Source organism: Sphingomonas zeae (assembly GCF_014197135.1).
GTDB classification, from domain to species: domain Bacteria; phylum Pseudomonadota; class Alphaproteobacteria; order Sphingomonadales; family Sphingomonadaceae; genus Sphingomonas; species Sphingomonas zeae.
Genome location: NZ_JACIFA010000001.1, coordinates 58,708 through 78,192, shown reverse-complemented (window position 1 = coordinate 78,192; position 19,485 = coordinate 58,708). Strand labels below are relative to the sequence as shown.

Annotated in this window: 13 protein-coding genes; 5 read left to right on the top strand and 8 right to left on the bottom strand. The window is 66.8% G+C overall.

The window, feature by feature from the left end:
- Positions 1-60: 60 nt before the first annotated feature.
- The 5 genes from GGR45_RS00320 to argH are packed head-to-tail and all read right to left on the bottom strand — an operon-like array spanning position 61 to position 4,694.
- Positions 61-1,014, bottom strand: coding sequence for a zinc transporter ZntB (locus GGR45_RS00320; RefSeq protein ID WP_175313251.1), 954 nt, complete (start codon positions 1,012-1,014; stop codon positions 61-63).
- The gene (locus GGR45_RS00315) at positions 1,011-1,784 is read right to left on the bottom strand and encodes a precorrin-2 dehydrogenase/sirohydrochlorin ferrochelatase family protein (RefSeq protein ID WP_175313250.1); all 774 of its coding nucleotides are present in this window, start codon (positions 1,782-1,784) and stop codon (positions 1,011-1,013) included. Before GGR45_RS00315 ends, GGR45_RS00320 begins: the two co-directional genes overlap by 4 nt.
- 47 nt (positions 1,785-1,831) lie before the next feature.
- Positions 1,832-3,094, bottom strand: coding sequence for a diaminopimelate decarboxylase (lysA, locus tag GGR45_RS00310; protein WP_175313249.1), 1,263 nt, complete (start codon positions 3,092-3,094; stop codon positions 1,832-1,834).
- The gene (locus tag GGR45_RS00305) at positions 3,094-3,330 is read right to left on the bottom strand and encodes a hypothetical protein (RefSeq protein ID WP_175313247.1); all 237 of its coding nucleotides are present in this window, start codon (positions 3,328-3,330) and stop codon (positions 3,094-3,096) included. The genes lysA and GGR45_RS00305 overlap by 1 nt, the downstream gene beginning before the upstream one ends.
- Positions 3,327-4,694 carry an argininosuccinate lyase gene (gene argH / locus GGR45_RS00300; protein WP_175314116.1) on the bottom strand — a complete coding sequence of 456 codons (1,368 nt, stop codon included), beginning with the start codon at positions 4,692-4,694 and terminating at the stop codon, positions 3,327-3,329. Before argH ends, GGR45_RS00305 begins: the two co-directional genes overlap by 4 nt.
- A 16-nt stretch (positions 4,695-4,710) precedes the next feature.
- On the opposite strand from argH, the gene GGR45_RS00295 reads away from it, so the two are divergent.
- A complete protein-coding gene (locus GGR45_RS00295) occupies positions 4,711-5,316 on the top strand; it encodes a TlpA family protein disulfide reductase (RefSeq protein WP_175313245.1) in 606 nt (201 codons plus the stop codon).
- A 105-nt stretch (positions 5,317-5,421) separates the two neighbouring features.
- Here the strand turns inward: GGR45_RS00295 and GGR45_RS00290 are convergent, their stop codons facing one another.
- Positions 5,422-8,358 (bottom strand): TonB-dependent receptor domain-containing protein, encoded by a 2,937-nt coding sequence (locus GGR45_RS00290; protein ID WP_175313244.1) that lies wholly within the window; start codon positions 8,356-8,358, stop codon positions 5,422-5,424.
- Positions 8,359-8,569: 211 nt separating this feature from the next.
- Between GGR45_RS00290 and GGR45_RS00285 the strand changes: the two genes are divergently transcribed.
- Together GGR45_RS00285 and mdoH are read left to right on the top strand one after the other, a co-directional pair.
- Entirely contained in the window at positions 8,570-10,093 is a 1,524-nt protein-coding gene (locus GGR45_RS00285; protein ID WP_175313242.1) for an OpgD/OpgG family glucan biosynthesis protein, read from the top strand.
- Complete coding sequence (gene mdoH / locus GGR45_RS00280) at positions 10,090-11,889, top strand: glucans biosynthesis glucosyltransferase MdoH (RefSeq protein ID WP_246357969.1); 1,800 nt, start codon at positions 10,090-10,092, stop codon at positions 11,887-11,889. Before GGR45_RS00285 ends, mdoH begins: the two co-directional genes overlap by 4 nt.
- A gap of 23 nt (positions 11,890-11,912) precedes the next feature.
- Here mdoH and GGR45_RS00275 read toward each other — a convergent pair whose 3' ends face one another.
- Positions 11,913-12,911 carry a ligase-associated DNA damage response exonuclease gene (locus GGR45_RS00275; RefSeq protein ID WP_175314112.1) on the bottom strand — a complete coding sequence of 333 codons (999 nt, stop codon included), beginning with the start codon at positions 12,909-12,911 and terminating at the stop codon, positions 11,913-11,915.
- A gap of 19 nt (positions 12,912-12,930) precedes the next feature.
- Between GGR45_RS00275 and GGR45_RS00270 the strand changes: the two genes are divergently transcribed.
- Complete coding sequence (locus GGR45_RS00270) at positions 12,931-15,342, top strand: ligase-associated DNA damage response DEXH box helicase (RefSeq protein WP_175313240.1); 2,412 nt, start codon at positions 12,931-12,933, stop codon at positions 15,340-15,342.
- Between the two features lie 119 nt (positions 15,343-15,461).
- Positions 15,462-16,745: an Hsp70 family protein gene (locus GGR45_RS00265; RefSeq protein ID WP_175313238.1), complete on the top strand. Its 1,284-nt coding sequence runs from the start codon at positions 15,462-15,464 to the stop codon at positions 16,743-16,745.
- A 133-nt stretch (positions 16,746-16,878) separates the two neighbouring features.
- Here the strand turns inward: GGR45_RS00265 and GGR45_RS00260 are convergent, their stop codons facing one another.
- Positions 16,879-19,269: a TonB-dependent receptor gene (locus GGR45_RS00260; RefSeq protein ID WP_175313236.1), complete on the bottom strand. Its 2,391-nt coding sequence runs from the start codon at positions 19,267-19,269 to the stop codon at positions 16,879-16,881.
- Positions 19,270-19,485 lie beyond the last annotated feature (216 nt).

Genomic DNA, 19,485 nt, shown 5'->3' with positions numbered 1-19,485 from the left:
CGGATTCGTTTCATCCGTGCGCGCAGAGCGAGGTCGCAGCGCAGGGACGATGTCGCGCCTTTACCGCCGGAACCAGTGTTTCTGGACGAAATAAACGACGATCCCGGCCGAGATCAGCGCGCAGACGCCCAGGATCGCATCGAACGCCCAGGGTTCTTCGGCATAGGGCAGCACCTTGACGTTCATCCCGTACAGCCCGGTGATGAAGGTCAGCGGCAGGAACACCATCGCGACGATCGAGATGACCAGCGCGCGATTGTCGATCTGTTCGGCGCGCAGGTCGGTCAGCGTTTCGTGGATCAACGCCGAGCGTTCACGGATGGATTCGAGTTCCTCCGCCATGCGCGCCGCGCGGTCGGCGGCGGCGGACAGGTGGAGCCGGTCGTCATCGGCCAGCCAGTCGCCCGGCAGCGCCGCCAGCTTTTCCAGCGCGGCACGCTGGGGATTGAGGAAGCGGCGATAGCCGATCGCCGCGACGCGTACCCGGCTGACCGTGCGGCGCAGCTGGAAGACGCGGCGTTCGTCCAGCTGCTCCTCGCAATCGTCCAGATCGTCGCCCAAACGCGCGACATCGGGGTCAAGGTCGTTGGTAATCGCGGTGGCGAAGGCGGTGATGAGATCGCCCGGGTCCTTCACCTCGCCACGCTCGACGCACTGGCGCACCGTATCGACCGCCAGCAGCGGGCGGCGCGTCACCGAATAGACCCGGCCCTTGACCGCCCAGATACGGACCGAGGCGAGCATGTCCGATCCGTCGAGCGGCTCGCTGCTCCGCCCGCGCAGGTTGAGGAACGCTCCCTCACCCACCGCTTCGCAGCGGGGGCGCGTCTCGGTGGCGGTCAGCGCGTCGACGACATAATCGGCGACATGGGCCGACTCGCGCAGCCAGCGCTGCGCGACGGCGTCATTGGTTTCCAGATGCACCCACACCAACCGCCCCTGCGCCGACGCCGCGTCGCGGATCGGGACGGCTTCGGCCTTTCCGCCGTCGATGCGGTACGCGAAGCCGGTCATGCGCCAGGGGCCATGGCGAGGTCGACGATCTGCCCCTCGCCGGGTTCCGCTGGTGGTGCGTCGCATTCCAGACGTACTGCATCGGCGCGGGCGCGGTCGAGGATCGCGGGCGGCACGTCGCGGCGATGATAGACGCGGTCGGCCGCCGCCAGGGCACGCGCCTGTCGCAGGGTCAGGTCGTCGGGATCGGCGGAGGTCAACACGAACGCTTCGACCCGCGCCGCCGGTCGGTGGGCACGCGACAGCCACCCATCGACATCGGTTTCGCCCGCCAGCGGATCGAGCGGCCCGCCGGGCGACAGCGCCGCCCCGATTGCCCGCCGCCGCTCTGCCCCGTCAGGAAAGCGCGCGCGCAGGGCGGCGCGGGCGGCGTACAACCCCTCGGCCAGCGCGCCCAGCCCGGCGGGGAGCAGTGTCTCCAGCCGCTGACGCAGCGCCGCCGCCAGACCCGCCGACACCCCGCCCGTGCCGATCGCAACGATCACAGGCCCCCGCTCGACAATGGCGGGCAGCGTGAAGTCGCAGGCGGCCGGGCGGTCCACCGCGTTGACTAGGACCCCGCGCGCCTTCAACCGCGCTATGGCCCCTTGCGCTTCGTCCTCATCCTCGATCGCGACGATGGCGAGCGCGGCCTGCGCCTCCTCGCCGACCACCCGCGCGCCTGCCCGATCGAGCAGACGCCGCTTGGCCTCGGCCGGCTCTCCCTCGCCGACCAGAATGACCGGACGGCCGTTCAAACGGACGAACAGCGGCAGACTACCAAGACTCACCGTTCAGCTCCCCCCCTGCCAGGGGGAGAAGGCGGCAGGCGCTGGCGTCACTTCTTCAGCCACTCCGGCACGCGCTCGGCGGCGATGATCGTCTCGGCGGCGATGCGATCGGCGACGACGGCGAAACGGTCGCCCTCGACCATCACTTCGGGCACCAGCGGGCGGCTGTTATAGGTCGACGCCATGGTGGCTCCATACGCGCCCGCCGTGCGGAAGACGGCCAGATCGCCCGACTTCACCACGTCGATCTCGCGGTTCATCGCGAAGGTGTCGCCCGTCTCGCACACCGGCCCCGCGATATTGGCCATCATCGTCTCGCCGGTCGGGCGAACCGCGACGAAATCGTGATGGGCATCGTACAGCGCGGGCCGCATCAGGTCGTTCATCGCCGCATCGACGATGACGTAAGGGTTGGCGACGCCCGGCTTCACCCAGACGACTTCGGTCGCCAGCACGCCCGCATTGCCCGCGATCACCCGGCCGGGCTCGAACATCAGCTCGACGTCCCAATCCCTGGTCACGCGCGCCACCATCTCGCCATAAGCGGCGGGCGCAGGCATCACATCGCCCGGCTTGTACGGCACGCCCAGGCCACCGCCCAGATCGACGCGGCTGATGCGGTGCCCCGCCCCGCGCAGCTCGGCGACCAGCTCGCCGACGCGCTTGTACGCGGCCTCCAGCGGCGCGAGATCGCCCAACTGGCTGCCGATGTGACAGGCGACACCCTTCAGGTCGATGCCGGGCAGGCCCGCCAAACGGTCGAACATGCCCAGCGCCTGGTCGATCGGCACGCCGAACTTGTTTTCCTTGCGGCCCGTGGAAATCTTGGCGTGCGTCCCCGCATCCACGTCCGGATTGACGCGCAGCGTGGCCGGCGCGACCAGCCCGCGCTCGTGTGCCAGCTCGGCCAGCACCGCGCCCTCTTCCTCCAGTTCGAGGTTGAACTGGCCGATCCCGGCCTCGAGTGCTGCGACCAACTCTCGCTTCGTCTTGCCGACGCCCGAGAAGACGATGTCCTGCGCCTTCATGCCCGCCGCCAGCGCCCGGCGCATCTCACCGACCGAGACGACGTCGGCGCCATAGCCTTCATCGGCCAGCACGCGCAGCACCGCGATGTTCGGGTTCGCCTTGATCGCATAGGCCAGATGGACACGCGGCAGCGCGCTCAGCCCGTCGCGGAACACCTGCGCATGGCGACGGAAGGTCGAGGCGGAATAGATATAGACCGGCGTGCCGACCTCCGCCGCGATCTTGGATACGGGGACGTCCTCCACATGGAGTTCGCCGTTCGAGAAATGAAAATGGTCCATCAGCGGGGAGGCAAATCAAATTCGTCCGAACGCCGGTCCTGCGACTGGGTCATCAGTTCATCGGAGCGTTGCGGGCGTTGTTGAGGGGTGGCCGTCAGCAATTGCTTCGGCGTCGGGGTCGCGGTGGCGCCGCGCGGTGCCACGGGCAGGCTCTCGCCCTTGGCCGGTTGCAGCCGGTTGGCGGCGCCGCAGCCGGTCAGGCCGAGCGCGACCAGCAGGGCGATGGCGGGCTTCATGCGCGCAGCCCCCGTGCGGTCGCGATCGCGGCACGCACATTGGCGGGCGCGGTGCCGCCGAAGCTGACCCGGCTGGCGACCGAGGCATCGACCGACAGCACGTCATAGATGCTCTCGTTGATGCGTGCGTCGATGCCCGTCAATTCGTCGATCGACAGTTGATGCAGCATCACGCCCTTCTCCTCGGCCAGTTTCACCGCGCGGCCGGTGATGTGATGCGCCTCGCGGAAGGGAATACCGCCGACGCGCACCAGCCAGTCGGCCAGATCGGTCGCGGTCGAAAAACCCGCCTCCGCCACCGCGCGCATCCGATCCGTGCGGAAGGTCGCACTCTGCACCATGCCGGTCATCGCCGCGATCGACAGCGCCAGCAGGTCGTGCGCCTCGAACACCGGCGGCTTGTCGTCCTGCATGTCCTTGGAATAGGCGAGCGGCAGCCCCTTCATCGTGACCATCAGGCTGGTCATGCAGCCCATGATCCGTCCGGCATGACCGCGCACCAGCTCGGCGGCGTCGGGATTGCGCTTCTGCGGCATGATCGAGCTGCCGGTCGACCACTGGTCGGACAGCGCCACGAAGCCGAAGGGCTGCGACGCCCACAGCACGAACTCCTCGGCCAGCCGCGACAAATGCAGCGAGCAGTTGGTCGCGGCCTGGAGATAGTCGATGGCGAAGTCCCGGTCGCTGACCGCATCGAGCGAATTGCGCGTCGGCTCGTCGAAACCGAGTGCCTCGGCGGTCATGTGCCGGTCGACCGGGAAGCCCGTCCCCGCCAGCGCCGCCGAACCCAGCGGGCACTGGTTCATCCGCGCCCGCGCGGCGACGAAGCGGCTGGCGTCGCGCACGATCATCTCGTGATAGGCCATCAGGTGATGGCCCAGCGTCACCGGCTGTGCGGACTGAAGATGGGTGAAGCCCGGCATCACGCTGTCGGCGTGTTCCTCGGCGCGGGTCAGCAACGCATTCCGCAGCGCACCCAGCGCCGCCAGCGTCTCGTCGATCGCGTCGCGCACCCACAAGCGGCAATCGGTCGCCACCTGGTCGTTGCGCGAGCGCGCGGTGTGCAGGCGTCCGGCGACCGGGCCGATCAGCTTGGCCAGCTTCGCCTCGGTCTGCATATGGATGTCTTCGAGGGTCAGATCCTCGGACACGCCGTTGGCGGCATAATCCTCGGCGACCTGGTCCAGCCCGGCGGAAATCGTCGCGGCGTCCTCGGCCGATACGATGCCCTGTTTGCCGAGCATGGCGACATGCGCTTTCGATCCGGCGATGTCCTGTTTCCACAGTCGCTTGTCGAAGGGGATGGACGCGTTTATCTCGCGCATCACCGCGGCGGGACCTTCTGCGAAGCGCCCGCCCCACATTGCGTTGGAGCCGCCCATGTCGTCGCGTACCGTGATCGCCTGTCTCCTGGGGCTGATGGTCGCCGGGTGCGATAGGCAAAGCCCCGCCCCGGAGCAAGCCGCCAACACCTCTATGGGGGAAGTTTCGAGCGGGGAAGTCACCAGCGGCGAGGCGTCCGGTACGTCCGCCCCGGAGGCCCCCAAGCCCGCCGGCGCGGTCGACCGCAGCCACAAGGGCGAGGCCGCGCCGACGCTCGGCTTCACGACGCTGGACGGCCAGCCGGCCGCCCTCGCCGATTTCCGGGGCAAGCCGCTGCTCGTCAATCTTTGGGCGACCTGGTGCGGACCGTGCGTCGCGGAAATGCCGACGCTCGCCGCCACGGCGCAGCGGCTGAAGGATCAGGTCGCGGTCATCGCAGTGGCGCAGGACGATGCGGCGAAGGTGAAGCCGTTCCTCGCGGGCAAGAAACTGGAGGCGCTACCCGTCTATCTCGACCCGAAGCTGACCTTGAGCGTCCATTACAAGGCCAATCTGCCGACCACGATCCTCTACGGCGCGGACGGCAAGGAAATCTGGCGCGTGACCGGCGGCTTCGACTGGGCCGGGGCCGAGGCGGAAAAGCTGCTCGCCGAAGCCAAGTAAGCGCCGCCTTTTCATAAAAAAAAATCCCGCCCGGCATGAACCGGACGGGTAGGCTGGGTAAAGCCGTTGGATCAGGGGGCGGCGCTCGACCGCCCCCTTTTCGCATCAGAACTCCGCCGTCAGGCCGATGAAGACGGTGCGGCCCACCGCGTCATACATGCCGGGATAGGTGTTGCCGTTGCCGAACGCGGCCAGCAGCCCCTGCGCGATGATCGGCGGATCCCGGTCGAACAGGTTGTTTACACCGGCGCGGAAGACGATGCCGTCCTGGACCTTGGCCGTGCCCGCCAGATCGAAGTAATTGTACGCCTTGATCCGGCTGTTGAAGATCGACGGCGTACCCGCCAGGTTCGGATCGGTCGAATTGTTGGTCAGCTTGGTCGGGCCGATATAGCGCCAGTTGAGCGAGATCGAGCCGACCTTGGCCGCATCGGTCCAGGTGAAGCGCGACTGGTGGCGCCATTCCGGCATGGGTTGGCCGCAGGTCGGGCCGAAATAGCCGACGCAATCGAAGGAGCCGAGGCCGGGGACTGGCTCGTTCACCAGCTTGCGGTTCCAGGTGCCCTGGAAATCCACGGCGAGTGAACCCGCGCCGCCCAGCGGCTGGAGATAGCTGAGGCCGAAATCGACGCCCGAGGTACGCAGTGAGCCGGTATTCTGCGTCGTCGAAACGATATAGCCCTGATCGCCGAAGATGATGCCGCCGCGCGGATCACGCTTGAACAGGCTGCAGAAGAACGGATTGCCGGTCGCGATGCACTGGCTGATCGTCTGCGGAACCGAGATCGAGCTGATATAGTCGCGCACCTTGATGTCGAAATAATCGACGGTCAGCGACAGGCGGCGCAGGAAGGTCGGCGTGAACACGATACCGGCGGTCAGGGTGTCGGCCGTTTCGGGCTTCAGCGCCGGATTGCCGCCGAACTGCGCGGTGCAGGTTTCCGCCGGGCAGTCGGTGATGCGTCCATACTGCGCCTGGGTCACGCCGGTGCGCGCGCACTGGGCGAAGGTCGCGGTCGGCGTCGCGGTGGCGCAGGGGTCCTGCGCGCTGACGTTACCGTTGAACTGCGGGCCGAACAACTCGGACACGTTGGCGGCACGGATCGCGCGGTTATAGCTGCCGCGCAGGCGGATGTCGCTGCTCGGCGCCCAGGACAGCTCGGCCTTGTAGGTCGACACGATCTTGGACAGGTTGGAATAGTCCGATCCGCGATACCCCGCGTTCAGTGCCAGCTCCTTGACGAACGGCCTGTTCTGGATGATCGGCACTTCGATTTCGGCGAACACCTCGTTCACGTCGAAGCGGCCCTGGGTTTCCTTGGTCCCCTTTTGCAGCGCCAGCGCGTCGGCCTTGAACTCCAGGCTCTCATACCGGTGCTCGATGCCCAGCACGACGCCGATGCCGTCGTCCGACCAGGGCGACTTGACGCCGTAAGTGCCCAGGTCCGCGCTGATATTGCCGCTCAGCACGGTTTCCCTGTCGACGCCGCGGGTCGAGGTCGGTGCGTAGATATAGCCAAACGCCGCGTCCGAAATGCCGTTATAGCGGAAGATGTCGAGCGGCACGCACTGCGGGTCGCTGCCGTCGATCACCGACTTGCAGGTCGGGGTGCCGTTGCGGTTGACGACCTGGATACCGCGATTGGCGCGCGACGGGTCGATGTCGTTCTCATAGGTCTCGTTGTAGAGAACCGTCGAGAACAGCGCGTTGGCGTCATAGCGGATGCCCGGCGCGATCTCACCGCGCACGCCGCCGGTGACGCGGAAATCGGTGTGGCGCAGGTCGTCGCGACGCGGACGGGCGTTTCCGGCGACGGGGCGATAGCCGATATAGGCCTGCTGCGTGGCATTGGTGCCATAGGCGTTGCCGCACAGGATCTGGCCCTGCTGCGCGCTCAGGAACGGATTGTCGCAGTTGATCGAATAGGTATAGCCCTGGAAAAGCGCGGACGGGGCGACCTGCGAATTGGTGTGGTCGTCCATGAACATGAAGCTGCCATAGGCTTCGATCGCAGGCGAAATCTCGTACTTGGCAAAGGCCCCGGCGGTGTAGCGGGTGTCGTTGCGCTGGAAATAGTTGAGCGGCGCGTAATTGTAGCGGAAGCTGCGGTCATACGGCACCCAGGTCCGGTTGCCGTCGCGCGTGTTGTTGAACGACCCCGAATCGGCGTTCGGCCCGGTGATCGGATCGAACAGGCCATATTGGTTGTTGCTCGACCCGCCGCAGGTCAGCGTCGAATTGCCGGTTCCCGCCGGATCGAAGGCGCAGGCGGACACGTCGCGATCGCCCTGCAGCACCGGCTTGGTATCGCGATAGCCGAAATAGGCGGTGACGTTACCACGCCCATCGGGAAAATTGGTGCCGAAGGCCACGTTCACGTCCAGCTTCTGGCCGTCGAGGATCATCGGCTGGGCCAGGCGGTAATTGGCCTGGCTCTGCACGCCGCGCGCGAACGCATTGTCGTTCTGATGCTGCGCAAAGCCGTACTGGATGTCAGTGCGCACGCCGTCCAGGTCGTCGCGCAGGATGAAGTTCACGACGCCCGAAATCGCGTCCGAGCCGTAGACCGCCGACGCGCCGCCGGTGACGACGTCGACCCGCTTGATCAGCGCGGCCGGGATGAAGTTCAGGTCGTTGGCCTGCACCGGCAGCATGCGCTGGCCGTTGACCAGCACGAGGTTGCGGTTGCTGCCCAGGTTGCGCAGATTGACGCGCGCGGTGCCGTCCGACCCGTTCGAACCGTTCTCGTTCGAATCCGGCGTCACCTGCGGCAGGCGGTTCAGCACATTCTCGACCTGGATCGCGCCCTGATAGCGGATTTCGGTCGCATCGACGACGGTCAGCGGGCTGTTGCTGGTGAAGTTCGGACGCTGAAGCCGGGTGCCGGTGACGACGATCGCCTCACCCTCGGTCGAAGCGGCCTTGTCGTCCGAAACCTGATCGGACGTCGGCTTGTCCTGCGCCTGGGCAGGCGACACCGAAAGCAGCGCGATCGCAATAGCCCCGGCCGAACAGGCCAGGCGCCGGTAATTTCCAATCATGAAATCGCCCCCAATTGATTTTATTATGTTTCTTCTGACGAAAAAGTCCTCCTTAGTCAAATATAATATACGGTATTAGAAGGCGCGGTAGATCGTCCAGCTAATCGCGCCTCGGCAACCGATCGTCGCACGCTGCGTTGCACAACCGGCCGAACCTCGCGCAGCCGTCATGCGCGTTCCGTTCCGGGCCGTTTCGGGAGAAGCTGAACCGATGATGCAGGCCAATCGTCGAGAACTGGTCGCGGCGCTTGCCGTTCTGGGGCTGAGCCCGATGGCGGCCGCGCGTGTCGCCGCGCAAGGATCAACCGGTGGGGTGAAGCTCGGCGCGCCCAAGCCCTTTTCCTGGGCCGCCCTGCAAGCAGAGGCCGAAGCGCTGGCGCGGCAGCCCTATCGGCCGCAGGCCAAGGTCGCGGCGGCAGAAGCGATCGGTTACGACGCGGTCGGCACCATCCGCTACCGCGACGACCGGACGCTGCTTGGCGGCATCCGCCTGTTCCCCCTGGGCCGCTATGCCCCCAGCCCGGTCGGCATCCATATCGTCGAGAACGGCCAGGCCCGCGCCGTCCCCTTCTCTGCCTCGCTGTTCACCGCCGAGGCGGGTCATGCGCCGCCGCTGGGCATCGCCGGGTTCCGCGCGATGACGGCGGACGGCAAGAGCGACTGGCTGGCCTTTCAGGGCGCCTCCTATTTTCGCACCGCCGGGGCACAGGACCAATATGGCCTGTCGGCGCGGGGCATCGCCATCGACACCGGCATCGACGGACGCGAGGAGTTTCCCGCCTTCACCGACTTCTGGATCGAGCGGGCGGGTACGCAAGACTATACCGTCTATGCGCTGCTCGACGGGCCGAGCGTCAGCGGCGCGTACCGGATCGAGTCGCAAAGGGGCGCTGGCGGCGTCGAGCAGCGAATCTCCGCCGTCCTGTTCTTCCGTCGCGATGTCGAACGGCTGGGCATCGCGCCCGCGACCAGCATGTTCTGGTATGGCGAGGGCAACCGCTCCGCGGCTCGTGACTGGCGGCCCGAGATTCACGATTCGGATGGCCTCGCGCTGCAGACCGGCTCCGGCGAGCGGCTGTGGCGGCCGCTGGTCAATCCGCCGCGTCCCACGCTCGACAGCTTCGTCGATAGCAATCCGCGCGGCTTCGGCCTGCTCCAGCGCGACCGCGACTTCGACCATTATCAGGATGACGGTGCCTTTTACGACCGCCGCGCGAACCTGTGGGTACAGCCGCAAGGCGATTGGGGGCGCGGACAGGTGATGCTCTATGCCTTTCCCACCGCGAGCGAGACGGTCGACAATATCGTCGCCTTCTGGAATCCCGCCGACGCGCCCAAGGCCGGGCAGAAGCGGCAGTTCGACTATCGGCTGAGCTGGGGTTCGACCGACCCGACCGTCGTGCCCGCGATCGCCCATGCGGTCGACAGCTGGACGGGCGATGCCGGTCGGCCGGGCGCCGAGCCGACGCCCGGCGCGCGCAAGCTGGTCGTCGATTTCGTCGGCCCGGCCCTCGCGGGACTCGACCGGCAGAGCGGCGTGACCGCCGACATCGCGGTGACGCGCGGCAAGCTGCTGGCCCAGGCCGCCTATCCGGTGGTCGGCCAGTCGAACCGCTGGCGCGTGACCGCCGATATCGCGCCGGAAGCGAACGGCCCGGCCGACGTCCGCTTGTATCTGAAGCAGAACGCAAAGGCGCTGAGCGAGACGGTGTTGATGCCGGTCTTCCTGCCATGAACGACCTGCCCATGGTGATGCCGCCGCCCGCCCCGCTGGAGATGCCCACCCAGCGGTTCGACGGCCCGCCGCCGCCGCACAATGCACCCGAGCCGCGTGAGGGCATCAACCTGTCGCCCGACGACATTTTGACGCGCCGCCTGCTGCTGGTGCTGCTGACCGGGCTGCTGGCGACCGCCGCCTCCGCCTCAGTCAAGGAAGCGTTGCTCAGCGACGGGTTCAGCCTGCTCGACGGGCTGTTGCTGCTGCTGTTCTTCCCGCTGTTCGCCTGGATTTCCTTCGGCTTCGTGACGGCGGCGATCGGCTTCATCCTGCTGATCTCGCGCGCGCATCCCGGTATCACCCCCGCCCCGCGCGGCAGCGCGCCGCCGACCGCCAGGACGGCGGTGCTGGTGCCGGTGCATAATGAGGATGTCGACGCCGTCTTCGATCGGATCGCGCGCATGGCGACGATGATCGACCGGGCAGGGGCCGCCGGGCAATTCGCCTTTTTCGTCCTCTCCGACTCCGGCGAAGCCGCCGAAGTGGAGGAGCGCGCCGCCTGGGAACGCCTGGCACCCCGCCTACGCGTGCCGCTCTACTATCGCCGCCGGACCGAGAATGTCGGGCGGAAACCCGGCAATGTCGCCGAGTGGATCCGCAACCATGGCGGCGGATACGACTTCATGCTGATGCTCGACGCCGACAGCCTGATGGGCGGCGACACGATCGTGGGCATGGCGCAGATCATGGAGCAGCGCCCCTCGATCGCGCTCCTCCAGACGGTGCCGATGATCATCGGCGCGACGACCCTGTTCCAGCGCTGGATGCAGTTCGCCAGCCGCTTTTACGGGCCGATCTCGACGGCCGGCCTCGTCTGGTGGTCGGGGTCCGAATCGACCTTCTGGGGGCATAACGCGCTGATCCGCATCCGCGCCTTTGCCGAGAGCTGCGGGCTGCCCGACCTGCCCGGGCGCCCTCCGTTCGGAGGTACGATCATGAGCCACGACATGGTCGAGGCGGCGCTGCTGCGGCGGCGCGGCTGGCGGCTGCACATGCTGATGGTCGAGGACAGTTTCGAGGAGTTTCCACCCACCCTGATCGACCAGGCGGTGCGCGACCGCCGCTGGGCGCAGGGCAACACTCAGCACCTCAAGCTGCTGGGGTCGAGCGGTTTCCACTGGATCAGCCGGTTGCAGCTGTTCATCGGCGCGCTCGCCTATCTGATGTCGCCCGCTTGGCTGATCCTGATCGCCACCTCGATCGCGCAGAGCCTGTCCGACGATGCGGCGACGGTGCGCGCTGTTACCTCGGCCCGGGTGCTGGCAGTGACGCTGGTCCTGCTGTTCGGACCGAAGATCCTCAGTATCATCTGGGCGATGGCGGACCGGGAACGTCGGGCCAGCTATGGCGGGGTGTCGGGAATTTTCAGCTCGGTCGCGCTTGACGTACCGCTGTCGATCCTCACCGCGCCCGCCATTGCGCTGACCCAGACGATCGATCTCATCAACATCCTGCGCGGCAAACCATCGGGCTGGAACCCCCAGAGCCGGGTGCGCGACGGGCTGGCCGCGGCGGACGCGATGCCGCGCTATCGCTGGCATCTGGGGATCGGCGTGGTGTTGGTGTTCGTGTCGTTCCTGAACCCGATGCTGGGGGCCTGGCTGTCGCCGGTGACGCTGGGTCTGTTGCTGTCGACCTGGCTGGCGATGGAGACGGCCAAGGTGCGGCCTGGGGAGCGGCTGGCGAAAAAGGGCGTGTTCGCGGTGCCGGGGTCGGAGGTGGCGGAGCCGGTTCGGCCTATGGCTTTGGCGTGAGGGTTGGACCTGGGCCAAGGGAATCAATCATCCTCATCCTCAAACCCCACCAGCGCCAAGGCCCGCGCCTTCATCTGCCGCGTCTCGCACCAATGGACCAATGCCTCCTCGCGCCCATGCGTCACCCACACCTCGCGTGGGGCGATTTCGGTCAGCGTCTGGGTCAGTTCGTCCCAATCGGCATGGTCGGACAGGATCAGCGGCAGCTCGACATTCTTCTGCCGCGCGCGCTGACGCACCCGCATCCAGCCGCTCGCCATCGCGGTGATGGGCTCCGGCAACCGCCGCGACCAGCGATCGTTGAGCGCGCCGGGCGGGCAGAGCACGACATGCCCCGCCATCTCCGCCTTGGGCGTGTCCGCCACCATGCGCAACGCGCCCAGATCGACGCCCAGTTCCTGATAGAGCGCGCATAGCCGCGCCAGTGCGCCGTGGAGATAGATGGGCGCCTCATGCCCCCGCACGCGCAATTCCGCGATGACCCGCTGCGCCTTGCCCAGCGCATAGGCGCCGACCAGCACGCAGCGCGTCGGATTGGCGTGCAGCCGGGCGATCAGCTTGTCGATCTCGTCACCCGTTTCGGGGTGGCGAAAGACGGGGAGCGCAAAGGTCGCCTCGGTGACGAACACGTCGCAAGGGACCGGCTCGAACGGCGCGCAGGTCGGGTCGGCGCGGCGCTTGTAATCGCCCGACACCACCACCCGCTCGCCGCGATAATCGAGCACGATCTGTGCCGATCCCAGCACATGCCCGGCGGGGACGAAACTCACATCCACCTCGCCCAGCCGGATCGTCTCGCCGTAACCGACGGCGATGCCGTTCTGCGGGCCGTAGCGCGCCGCCATGATCGCCAGCGTCTCCGGCGTTGCCCAGACCGTGCCGTGGCCGCCGCGCGCATGATCGGCATGACCGTGCGTCACCAGCGCCTTGGCCTCCGGTTCGGACGGATCGACCCACACATCGGCGGGGGCCACGTAAATCCCGTGTTTATGGGGCTGTATCCAGTCGCCGAGCTTGACCATCATACCTATATCCTTCGGGATGCCCCCCGGTTCCCTTCCCCCCGCTTTGACCGAATGGTTCGCCGCCAAGGGCTGGCATCCGCGCACGCACCAATTGGCTATGCTGGACGAAGCACGCGCCGGGCGGCACGCGCTGCTGGTCGCGACGACGGGCGCGGGCAAGACGCTCGCGGGGTTCCTGCCGACGCTGACCGAGTTGATCGAGCAGCCGTCCGAAGGGCTGCACACGCTGTACGTGTCGCCGCTCAAGGCGCTGGCGGTCGACATCCGCCGCAACCTCGTCACGCCGATCGAGGAGATGGGGCTCGACATAAGGGTCGAGACGCGGACCGGCGACACCTCGTCGGACAAGAAGGCACGACAGCGGGTCAAGCCGCCGCAGATCCTGCTGACCACGCCCGAATCGCTGTCGCTGTTGCTCAGCTACCCGGATGCCGAAACGATGTTCGCCAGCCTCAAGACGATCGTCGTCGATGAGGTCCATGCCTTCGCCACCGGCAAGCGCGGCGACCTGTTGTCCCTGTGCATGGCGCGATTGCAGCGTCTGTCCCCCTTGTTACGCCGCGTCGCGCTGTCGGCGACGGTGGCGGACCCCGACGGCTACCGCGCCTGGCTGGCGCCTGATGGCGACATCGATGCGGTCGGCCTCGTCACCGGCGAGCCCGGCGCGCCGCCGGACATCACGATCCTGCTGCCCGAGGACCGCATCCCCTGGGCAGGCCATTCGGGCCGCTATGCCGCCGCGCAGGTCATGCGGGTGATCGAGGCGAACCGGACGACCATCCTGTTCTGCAACACCCGCAGCCTGGCCGAACTGATCTTCCAGGATCTGTGGAAGGCCAATGACAAGAGCCTGCCGATCGGCGTCCATCACGGCTCACTGTCCTTGGAGGCGAGGCAGAAGGTCGAAGCGGCTATGGCGGACGGCAAGCTCCGCGCGCTGGTCGCTACCGCCAGCCTGGACCTGGGGGTCGACTGGGGCGATGTCGATTGCGTGATCCAGATGGGCGCACCCAAGGGCTCTTCGCGACTGCTCCAGCGGATCGGGCGCGCCAATCACCGGCTGGACGAATCGAGTCGCGCTATCCTGGTCCCCGGCAACCGCTTCGAATATCTGGAAGCGCGCGCCGCACTCGACGCGGTGGAGGCGGGCGAGCTCGACCCCGACCTGTTCCGCCCCGGCGCACTCGACGTGCTGGCGCAGCATGTCATGGCCTGCGCCTGTGCCGCGCCGTTCGAGCAGGGTGCGCTGCTGGATGAAATCCGCTCGGCCATGCCGTATTCGGCGCTGGACGACGAAACGTTCGACCGGGTGCTGCGCTTCATCGCGGATGGCGGCTATGCGCTTCGTGCCTATGACCGGTTCAAGCGGCTGGTCCAGCAGGCGGACGGAACGTGGCGCGTCACCCATCCGCAATTCATCGCGCAACATCGCCTGAACGCCGGGATCATCGTGGAAGCGACGATGCTGAAGGTCCGCTTCCGCAACGGCCGCCAATTGGGCCGCGTCGAGGAGGGATTCGCCGCGACGCTCGCGCCGGGCGACACCTTCTTCTTCGCCGGTTTGAGCCTGGAGGTGGAATCGATCGACGGCGAGGATCTGATCGTGCGCGCCACCAGCCGCCCCGCGCGCATCCCGACCTATGGCGGCAGCCGGCTGCCGCTGTCGACCAGCCTTGCCGACCGAGTCCGCGCATTCCTGTCCGACCGACAGGAATGGGATCGCTTTCCGGCGGACGTGCATGACTGGCTGGAGATGCAGGACCGCCGCTCGGTGCTGCCCCGCCCTGGCCAGTTGCTGGTCGAGACCTTCCCGCGCGAGGGGCGGCATTACATGGTCGCCTACAGCTTCGAGGGGTGGAACGCGCATCAATCGCTGGGGATGCTCATCACCCGGCGGATGGAGGCGCAAGGGTTGAAACCGCTGGGCTTCGTGGCCAGCGACTATGCGCTGGCCTGTTACGGGCTGGAGAAGGTGACCGACCCGGCCAGCCTGTTCTCCCCCGACATCCTCGAAAACGAGTTCGTCGACTGGGTGCAGCAATCGCACCTCCTGAAGCGCGCCTTTCGCGAGGTGGCGGTGATCGGCGGGCTGGTCGACCGCCAGCATCCCGGCAAGCGCAAGACCGGGCGGCAGGTCACGTTTTCGACCGACCTGATCTACGACGTGTTGCGCAAATATGAGCCCGGTCATCTGCTGCTTCAGGCGGCGTGGGACGATGCACGCGCGCGGATGACCGATGTGGGGCGGCTGGCGAATCTGCTCGACCGGGCGGGCGGCACGATGCTGCATGTCGATCTGGAGCGCGTGAGCCCGCTCGCCGTGCCGGTGCTGGTGCTGATCGGACGCGAGAAGGTGGCGACGGGAAGCGCGGACGACGACCTGTTGATCGAGGCGGAGGCACTGGCGGCGGAGGCTATGGAGGCGTGATGTGAAGGAATTCCTTGCCCCTCTCCGGCTCGCAGGAGGGGAAACGCATGAATTGCCTTTGTCCTTTCACAGGAACAAAAGCCCTATCCTGACGCATAACATCGTGTAGCGGACGCCGCATGACCGACTCCCTGCGCCCCATTCTTGGCATCGACTTCGGCACCACCAACTCGGTCGTCGCCAGCGCCGCAGGCGGAGAGTCGCACCTCGTCCCCCTCAAAAGCCCGCAGGGCGAAGACCCCGTTTTCCGCTCGGCGCTCTGCTTCTGGGAGGATGACGGGATCGAGGTCGAGGCCGGCCCCTGGGCGATCGCCGAATATCTCGATTTCCCAGCTGGCAGCCGGTTCATCCAGTCGTTCAAGTCGGTCGCCGCCTCTCCCGTGTTCGAGCACGCCACCGTCTTCGACAAACGCTATCGCTTCGAGGAACTGGGCCGCCTGTTCCTCGACCGGATGGCCGCGCGCAGCGATGGCGCGCTCGACGGCAAGGCGGCTCGGATCGTCATCGGGCGGCCGGTCGAATATGCCGGACACCGGCCCGACGAAGCCCTGGCGCGTCAGCGCTATGACGCGATGTTCGCGCGGCTGGGCGCGGAGATTCACTATGTCTACGAACCGCTGGGCGCGGCGTTCAGCTACGCCTCGCGGATCACCGAACCCGCGACCGTGCTGGTCGCGGATTTCGGCGGCGGCACCAGCGACTTTTCCGTGGTGCGCATCGCCGCACCCGGCGCCGCGCGCCGTTGCGAACCGTTGGGCCATGCGGGTGTCGGCATTGCGGGCGATCGGTTCGACCAGCGGCTGATCGATCACCTCGTCCTGCCGCTGCTGGGCGCGGGCGGGCGCTATCGCTCGTTCGACAAGATACTGGAGATTCCGCGCGGCTATTTCGCCGATTTCGGCGACTGGTCGCGCCTGGCGCTGATGCGCAATCGCAAGACGCTGGCCGAGCTGGAGAAATTGCGCCGCGCCGCCATCGATCCGGATGCGATCGGGCGGATGATCGCGATCATCGAGGAGGAGCAGGGCTATCGCCTGTACGACGCGGTCGGCCGGGTGAAGCGCGATCTTTCCGCCGCCGACGACGCCCTTTTCCACTTCGAAGGCGGTGGCCTGTCGATCGAAGCGGACGTGAAACGCGCCGATTTCGAGGCCTGGATCGCCCCCGACCTCGCGCGGATCGAGCAGGCGGTCGACCGGGCGCTGACGGCGGCGGCGACCGAGGCGGGAGCGATCGACCGGGTGTTCCTGACCGGCGGCACCTCCCTGATGCCCGCGATCCGGCGGATGTTCGAGGCCCGCTTCGGGGAGAGGAAGATCGCGACGGGCGGCGAACTCACCTCGATCGCGCATGGCCTGGCGCTGATCGGCGAGCAGGCGGATATCGGGGCCTGGGCTGTGTGAAAGCCCCTCTCCCGGCAGGGGGAGGGTTTGGGGAGGGCGAGGCCGCGAGCGACAGGCTCGGTGAGCCTCCCTGCCCTCCCCCATCCCCTCCCGCTTGCGGGAGGGGAGCGTCACGGGATAATATGGTTCTCTATCAGAACCCCTTCTTCAACGTCACGAACCACTGGCGCGGCGCGCCCGCCAGCAGCGTCTGGTTGTCGCCGCTGGCGGTAAAGCCGTTGGTGCCGACGGTCGCGATATATTTCTTGTCGGTCAGGTTGGTCACGCTGCCCTCGATCGAGAAGCCGCCCCATTCCGACGGGAAACGATAGCCGATGCTGGCATCGACCAGGACGCGGCCATCGACCGACTGGTCGTTCAGATAGGTGAAGTAGCGTTTCGACATATAGTCCGCGCCGACCCGGCCGAAGATATGGCTGTCGTCATAGACCAGTTCGCCCTTCACCATGTCCTGCGGCTGACCAACGACATAGCGACCCTTTTCCGCCAGCAGATTGCCCTGCCCGTCGCGTACCGTCTGCTGATAGGTGGCATGGTTGTAGGAATAGCTCGCCAGCGCCGACAGGGCCGGGGTCAGGCGATAAAAGGCCGAAACTTCCGCACCATAGCTTTCCACGCCGCCGACATTGTTCAGCGTCGGCGGAATGCCCTGGATCGCGGTGCCGATCGAGTAGGTCAGCAGACGGTCCGAGAAGTCGATATAATAACCGGTCGCCGACAGCTGCAACCCGCCGGTGCGATAGCGCACACCGCCCTCGGCCGTTTTCGACTTTTCGGGGCGCACGGTGTTCCGGACCGCATCGAACGCGGCCTGGGTGATCGAGAAGGGCGCCGCGGTCGCGGCGGCGATGAAGGCGCGCATATTTTCGGTATAGCTGGCGAAGACCTCCGCCTGGTTGCCCAGGTGCAGCACCGCACCGACCTGCGGCAGGAACCAGTCCTCGCTCTGGATCTTGCCACGCGCCAGCGAGCCCGCCAGCACATTGGCCTGGTTCCGCACGCGCACGCCCTTCCACCCGCCGTTCAGCGTCACTTGGCCGATGTCGAGCGTGTCGCCGACCGAATATTGCAGCGTCTCGGTATCGTACTTCCCGTTCCAGGTCGTCGACATCGGGTTCTGCTGGAAATCCAGTGCGTTGCGATTGGGCGTCGCGGTGTCGGTCATACCATAGAGGCGACGCGCCTGATGCAGCGTGTTGCTCTCATACCAGCCGGTCAGCTCCAGCTTGTTGGCCCCCGTGGTCAGCGCCAGCTTGGCGATCGTCCCCGCCCGGTCGAGGCTGTATTCGGTGGTGCGGAAGGACAGCGGCGCCGGGTTGGTGATCGGCGTGCCGTCCGCGTTGGGCGCGCCCGCCATGGTCGGGTTATAAGGCGTGATCCACGACCCCTGGCCCTTGTTATGGTGATAATAGCTGGTCGAGGTCAGCGACAGGTTCTCGGTCAGCTTGGCGTCGAAGGTGATCCCGCCCAGATAATCGCGACGCAGACCCGCGGCATCATAATAGCCGTCGTCCAGCGTGATGCCCGTCGGCAGGCCGATCTGCACGCCGGCATAGGGCGCGGTGAAGCCCGTCAGCGAGCCGTTATTGGCCTTGGCATAGGCCGCCGCCGCCGCACCGTTGGTCGCCTGCTTGGCATAGAGGATGGCGAGCGGATAATTGTTGGTGATGTTGTCGTTATAATAGCCGCGCCGTTTGAGGATATCGAGGCTCAGGTCCTGATAGTCATTCTCTCGGCGATCAGAGAAGTTGAAGAAGCCGGTGATCGAGCCTCGGCCGTCGAAATCCTTGACGATCTTGGCATTGGCCTGATGCTGACGCTGGCTGCCATAGCCCTTCCACTTGTCGGTGGTCAGATAGGCGTAGCTCAGATAGCCCTTGAGCCCGCCGCCCAGATCACCGCTGTCGGCGCGAACGAAGGCGCGGGCCGTGTCGTTGCTGCCATAGGTGCCCGAGGCGGCAATGCCGGCCTGATCGGACGGGGCGCGGCTGGTGAACTGGATGGTGCCGCCCAGGTTGCTGGTCGACGCGGTGCCCAGCGCCCCCGCGCCCTGCGCGACGCTGGTCGAGGCGATGTTTTCGGAGATGATCGCGCGGCTGATGTGCAGGCCGTTGGTCGGGCCATAGCTCATATCGCCGAGCGGAACGCCGTCGAGCGTGAAGCCCAGCTGATTCTGGCTGAAGCCGCGAAGCGTGATGCTGGTCGACCATTCATAGGCGCCGAAGGGATCGGCCGACTGGAAATTGACGCCGGGCAGCTTCGAGATCGCCTTGAGCGGCGAGGTGCCGGGGGTCAGGCGGTCGAGATCGGCGGCGGTGACGGTCTGGACCTGGCGGCTCTGGCCGAAACCGAGCACGACGACATCGGCGGGGACATTGGCCTGCTCGCCCTCGGGGGACACGGGATCGGCCGCGACCGGATCGGCGGCGGCGCCCGTGACGACGGCTTGCACGGGCAGCGTTTGCGCCGACGCGCCCGATGCGATCAGCGCCAGCGGCGCGGCACCGATCAAAAACTTCACCATGAACTTGGTCCCCATATGGCTTGTTAACCCAATGGAGCGGGCGCATGGGGTCGCGGCGTGACACCGTCGCGACAGCGTAATGACCGGTTTGTGACGGGGTGGCGTTGTGGCTTTGGGGGCACGATCCTCCCCGGCACGGGGAGGTGGCAGGGCGAAGCCCTGACGGAGGGGGCTTCGTAAAGGTGCTTCCCTGGCGGCCATCCCCCTCCACCATGC

Bases quoted from the DNA above. Each gene is read 5' to 3' on its own strand.
- GGR45_RS00320 (WP_175313251.1), bottom strand. From the start codon at position 1,014: ATGACCGGCTTCGCGTACCGCATCGACGGCGGAAAGGCCGAAGCCGTC.
- lysA (WP_175313249.1), bottom strand. From the start codon at position 3,094: ATGGACCATTTTCATTTCTCGAACGGCGAACTCCATGTGGAGGACGTC.
- GGR45_RS00305 (WP_175313247.1), bottom strand. From the start codon at position 3,330: ATGAAGCCCGCCATCGCCCTGCTGGTCGCGCTCGGCCTGACCGGCTGC.
- argH (WP_175314116.1), bottom strand. From the start codon at position 4,694: ATGTGGGGCGGGCGCTTCGCAGAAGGTCCCGCCGCGGTGATGCGCGAG.
- GGR45_RS00295 (WP_175313245.1), top strand. From the start codon at position 4,711: ATGTCGTCGCGTACCGTGATCGCCTGTCTCCTGGGGCTGATGGTCGCC.
- GGR45_RS00290 (WP_175313244.1), bottom strand. From the start codon at position 8,358: ATGATTGGAAATTACCGGCGCCTGGCCTGTTCGGCCGGGGCTATTGCG.
- GGR45_RS00285 (WP_175313242.1), top strand. From the start codon at position 8,570: ATGATGCAGGCCAATCGTCGAGAACTGGTCGCGGCGCTTGCCGTTCTG.
- mdoH (WP_246357969.1), top strand. From the start codon at position 10,090: ATGAACGACCTGCCCATGGTGATGCCGCCGCCCGCCCCGCTGGAGATG.
- GGR45_RS00275 (WP_175314112.1), bottom strand. From the start codon at position 12,911: ATGGTCAAGCTCGGCGACTGGATACAGCCCCATAAACACGGGATTTAC.
- GGR45_RS00270 (WP_175313240.1), top strand. From the start codon at position 12,931: ATGCCCCCCGGTTCCCTTCCCCCCGCTTTGACCGAATGGTTCGCCGCC.
- GGR45_RS00265 (WP_175313238.1), top strand. From the start codon at position 15,462: ATGACCGACTCCCTGCGCCCCATTCTTGGCATCGACTTCGGCACCACC.
- GGR45_RS00260 (WP_175313236.1), bottom strand. From the start codon at position 19,269: ATGGTGAAGTTTTTGATCGGTGCCGCGCCGCTGGCGCTGATCGCATCG.